At 56.6% G+C, this 4,897-nt stretch carries 4 protein-coding genes and 1 pseudogene; 4 read left to right on the forward strand and 1 reads right to left on the reverse strand.

From position 1 onward, the window contains the following. A pseudogene (locus B4F73_RS15815) lies at positions 1–611 on the reverse strand (hypothetical protein); the annotation flags it as partial. 220 nt (positions 612–831) lie between these two features. Between B4F73_RS15815 and B4F73_RS15820 the strand changes: the two are divergent. The 4 genes from B4F73_RS15820 to B4F73_RS15835 form a co-directional block, all read left to right on the forward strand. After that, positions 832–1,314 (forward strand): MerR family transcriptional regulator, encoded by a 483-nt coding sequence (locus tag B4F73_RS15820; RefSeq protein ID WP_290479019.1) that lies wholly within the window; start codon positions 832–834, stop codon positions 1,312–1,314. Positions 1,315–1,429: 115 nt separating this feature from the next. Next, on the forward strand, positions 1,430–3,214 hold the full coding sequence (locus B4F73_RS15825; RefSeq protein ID WP_206992603.1) for an acyl-CoA dehydrogenase C-terminal domain-containing protein: 1,785 nt from the start codon (positions 1,430–1,432) through the stop codon (positions 3,212–3,214). Between the two features lie 186 nt (positions 3,215–3,400). Next, positions 3,401–4,567: an acyl-CoA dehydrogenase family protein gene (locus tag B4F73_RS15830; RefSeq protein WP_290483745.1), complete on the forward strand. Its 1,167-nt coding sequence runs from the start codon at positions 3,401–3,403 to the stop codon at positions 4,565–4,567. Between the two features lie 6 nt (positions 4,568–4,573). Beyond that, positions 4,574–4,897 (forward strand): PaaI family thioesterase (locus B4F73_RS15835; RefSeq protein WP_290481244.1); only part of this gene is annotated, 324 nt, incomplete at its 3' end.

A 4,897-nucleotide genomic window follows, 5' to 3' on the forward strand; every position in this document is an offset into this window, starting at 1 on the left:
TCGGACAGGGTCTGTTCGACCTTCACTTCCATGTTTTCAACGCGGTCGGTCAGCTCGGTGAAGCCTGTCTCGACCCGGCCCTGAATGGCTTGGGCCTCATTCTGAGCCAGTTCGCTTTCTTCGAAGACATGGCTGGCAAGTTTGCCTAGCGCCTGTTCGAGTGATTTCAGCGCTTCGAGATTTTCGCGGGTCGTGTCGTCGGCTTCAAGCTTCTGCACTTTTGCCTGCAAAGCGGAATGTGTGACCTTCAGTTCTTCGATCAGGCTGTCCACATGGCCTGCTACGGCAGCAGAATTTTGCTCGGCCTCTTCCAGGCGAGCCACCAGGCCGAGGATCGTGTGGTCCATACCCGTTATGGCAAGTGTGGAGCGCGCTTCTGTTGCCTCAATGCGGCGCGTCAACGTGTCGAGCGTGTCGTTCGCCGCGTTTGCCGTTGGTCGGCGATTCTGGAAAGGATACGCAACTTCGTTTGGCCGGGGGGCATCGACCGACATAAGTAGCCGGTTCAGATACTCCCCCAAGGTGATGCCTTCAGCATGCGCTGCCTCGCGAGCGGCGTCGCGCGCGCGCTGGTCAATTCCTTTGACGCTCCAGGGCCCCGTCTGGCTCATCCCCACTCTCCTAAGCACTCATTTTGCCCGCGATTGTTAATGCTTCGGGCAAAATCATTCAGATTCAGCATCGGTGATGACAGGAGCCGGATTAAGGGCAGGTTAAAGGTAAAGAAAACCTCCAAATCCGGTAACTCTACCAAGGGAATCTGCGGGGAAACGAAGAATGCCAAAAAAGTTTACGTTGACGTTCGCGTAAGCCTTGATCTAGATTTGCGGAATGATGAACAACAAGCTCTCCAAGATTTCCGCTGCGGATTCCCGCACCTACACAATTTCCGAGCTTGCTCGCGAGTTTGGCGTTACGCCGCGGGCGCTGCGTTTCTACGAGGACAAGGACATGCTCCATCCCGCTCGGGATGGCATGACCCGGGTCTATTCCAATCGGGATCGCGCGCGGCTCACCATCATCGTCAGGCTAAAGCGTCTCGGCCTGCCGCTTGCCGATATCCGTGAAATCCTGGACCTTTACGTGCTCGATGACGGACAGCGCGCTCAGATGCGAATGTCGCTCGAGAAGTTCCGCAAGCAAGTGAAGGAGCTGGAAATTCAGAGAGGCGACATCGACACCGCCCTGACGGAGTTGCGCAAGGGCATCTCATGGCTGGAAACGCAAATTGCGAATACCGGCCCGTCTGATGAGAACAAGCGACAGCTTGCGGCATATGACGAAATTGCCCGCAGGCAGCTCGACGAAGTCTGATCTGCATCGACCAAATTGTGCCCCACCCAGCAGATGCTACGGTGGGGCAAATTAATTTGTACAAGCGCGCCGCAGATATCTGCGATTTTCGTGCTTTATTGACAGGAAATACAAAATGCCACGTTACGACGCGCCGATCCGCGACATGCAATTCATCCTGCAGGACCTGTTGCAGATCCAGAACTATTCAAACCTGCCGGGTTTCGAAGAGGCCACGCCGGACCTGGTGAATGCCATCCTCGAGGAGGGAGGCAAATTCGCCAAGGAAGTCCTGTTTCCGCTCAACGCTGTGGGCGACCAGCAAGGGTGTGTGCGCGGCGATGACGCCAGTGTAAAAACCCCGGATGGCTTTCCAGAAGCTTATAAACAACTCGTTGAAAACGGCTGGCCTTTGTTGTCGGCCGATCCGTCCATGGGCGGTCAGGGGCTTCCGCACGTTGTAAACATTGCTTGGACTGAAATGGTATCATCGTCGAACATGGCGTTCGGGATGTATCCGGGGCTGACGCACGGTGCCTATCAGGCGCTGATGGCGGGTGGCTCCGATGAACTCAAGGCCAAGTACGGGCCGAAGATGGCGTCGGCCGAATGGGCCGGTACGATGAACCTCACCGAGCCGCATTGCGGCACGGATCTGGGCCTGATGAAAACAAAAGCCGTGCCGCAGGGCGATGGCTCCTACAAGATCACAGGCCAGAAGATCTGGATTTCCGGCGGCGAGCAGGATCTGACGGAGAACATCATCCACCTCGTGCTCGCCCGCATCGAAGGCGCGCCAGAAGGCATCAAAGGCGTTTCCCTGTTCGTTGTGCCGAAATACATGGTGGGTGAAGATGGCTCGCTGGGCGAGCGCAATGCCTGTTCCTGCGGTGGCCTCGAAGAAAAAATGGGCATTCACGGGAATGCGACCTGCGTCATGAATTATGACGGCGCGACAGGCTTTCTTGTTGGCGAAGAGCATAAAGGCATGCGCACCATGTTCGTCATGATGAATGAGGCGCGCCTCGGCGTGGGCCTGCAGGGTCTGTCCCAAGCCGTCGTCGCCTATCAGAATGCAGTCGATTTTGCGAAGGACCGTCTTCAGGGGCGTTCCCTGACCGGGCCAAAGGCACCTGAAAAGCCTGCCGATCCGATCATCGTTCATCCGGACGTGCGCCGCATGTTGATGGACCAGAAGGCATTCCTCGAAGGCGCGCGCGCGCTGACTTACTGGACGGCCTTCCAGGGTGACCTTCAGCACAAATCTCCAGATGAAAAAGTGCGGGAAAAGGCGGGCGACTATATGGCCCTTCTGACGCCGGTCATCAAAGCATACCTGACCCATATGGGCTTTGAGAAAGCCAATCAGGCGCTGCAACTTCACGGCGGCTCTGGCTTTACGCGTGAATGGGGTCTGGAGCAGATCGTCCGCGATTGCCGTATCACTCTTATTTACGAAGGCACCAATGGCGTGCAGGCGCTCGACCTCGTTGGCCGCAAGCTGGCGTCCAATGGTGGCCGGGCTGTCTTCAGCTTCTTTGGTGAAGTTGACGAATTCATTAATTCAGCCGATGGCGATGCCGATATGGCCCCGTTTATCGAGGGCCTGACGACACTGAAGGCCCAGTTGCAGGAGGCCACAACCTGGCTGATGCAAAATGGCATGACCGATTTCAACAATGCGGGCGCTTCCAGCCACGATTACCTGCACCTGTTTGGCCTCACAGGCTTGGCATTCATGTGGGCGAAAATGGCCAAGATTGCGCTGGAGAAGAAGGCGGCGGGCGATCCCTTCTATGAAGAGAAGCTCACAACCGGCTATTATTTTGTGGACCGGATGGTGCCGGATGGTGCTGCACACCTGGCCAAGGTGAAGACCGGCGCGAAGTCGATGATGGCCTTGCCAGCGGAGGCGTTTTAGCGCGCCAGTCCGATTTTGATGGCGCGTGGCCCAAATAAGTGGGTTTCACGCGCTATCACACAAAAAAATTATGCGATTCCGCTCGTTCTGACGTTGGGAGAGGGCTGGGAATTCCTCGGAGCGACGCTTACATGTTTACGTGAACGTAAGCGGCAAGCAAAAGCCGCCCATAGCGGAGGAAGACGAATGCAGGCCAGCCCACTAGATGTCCCGAAGGCCAATTGGCGCCAGGACGAAGAGCTCGAGATTTTCTCTGACGCTGTTGGCCAGTTCTTCGAAAAGGAATGCGTGCCGCATGTGCCCCAGTGGCGCAAGGACGGTATTGTTCCGATGGAAATCTGGAAAAAGGCTGGCGAAATGGGCCTGCTCGGCGCATCCGTGCCCGAAGAATATGGCGGCGCGGGTGGTGATTTCCGTCATGAAGCCATCATCATCGAACAACAGCAGTGGAAGGGTGTCGACGGATTCGGCATAACCCTGCACAATGCGATTATTGCACCCTATATCGTCGCCTATGGCACCGAAGAACAAAAGCGGCGTTGGCTGCCCGGCATTTGTTCGGGCGAACTCGTAACCGCCATTGCGATGACGGAGCCCGGTGCAGGCTCTGACCTGCAGGGCATGAAAACGACCGCCAAGCGCGATGGCGACGAATATGTCATCAATGGCTCGAAGACCTTCATCTCGAATGGCCAGACCGCAAACCTGATCCTCGTTTGCGTGAAGACGGACCCGACCCAGGGCGCCAAGGGCATTTCGATTGCCGTTGTCGAGACAGACAAGGTGGAAGGCTTCCGCCGCGGCCGGAACCTTGAAAAGGTTGGCCAGCATGCTGCGGATACATCGGAGCTGTTCTTCGATGAAGTGCGTGTGCCAGCTTCCAACCTTCTTGGCGAAGTCGAGGGCAAGGGCTTCATCCAACTGATGCAGAAACTGCCGCAGGAGCGCCACATAATCGGCCTTCAGGGCGTCGGCATGATTGAGCGTGCAATTCACGAGACCGTCGAATATGTGAAGGGCCGCAAGGCGTTCGGCGGTACGATTTTCGATTTCCAGAACACCCAGTTCAAACTGGCCGAATGCAAGACCGAAGCGACCGTCGCCAAAGTGTTTGCCGATCATTGTACGGAGCGCCTGCTCAAGGAAGAGCTCGACGCCGCCACCGCGTCCATGTCGAAATACTGGATCTCTGATCTCCAGTGCAAGATCGTCGACGAGTGTCTCCAGCTGCATGGTGGGTTCGGCTACATGGACGAATATCCGATCGCCCAGATGTATGCAGATGCGCGCGTTCAGCGTATCTATGGCGGCGCCAATGAAGTCATGAAAATGCTGATCGCGAGGACGCTCTAGTTTCCCATGCCTGACAGTCATCTCATTCGTGATGTCTTTCCGAAGCCGAGCCCGTCCTCGACATCGCTTGGCTTTGAACTCCTGGCGCTCGACATGAAAGCGCTGACAACCCGGGTGCGCTTTGAAGGCCGCCCGGAGTTCTGCAATCCGGCAGGCGTTATCCAGGGCGGCTATCTTGTCGCCATGATGGATGATACGATTGGCATGCTCGCCGGAATGAAGGCGGGCAAGACGAAGCTCCCTTCGACGGTTGATTTGCATACCCATTTTCTACGACCTGTCCGCAAGGGCGTCATCGAAGTTACAGCGCGTCTAAGGAATGTCGGCCGC

Origin of the sequence: Hyphomonas sp. UBA3601, assembly GCF_002375605.1 — a bacterium.
In the GTDB taxonomy this organism is placed as follows: domain Bacteria; phylum Pseudomonadota; class Alphaproteobacteria; order Caulobacterales; family Hyphomonadaceae; genus Hyphomonas.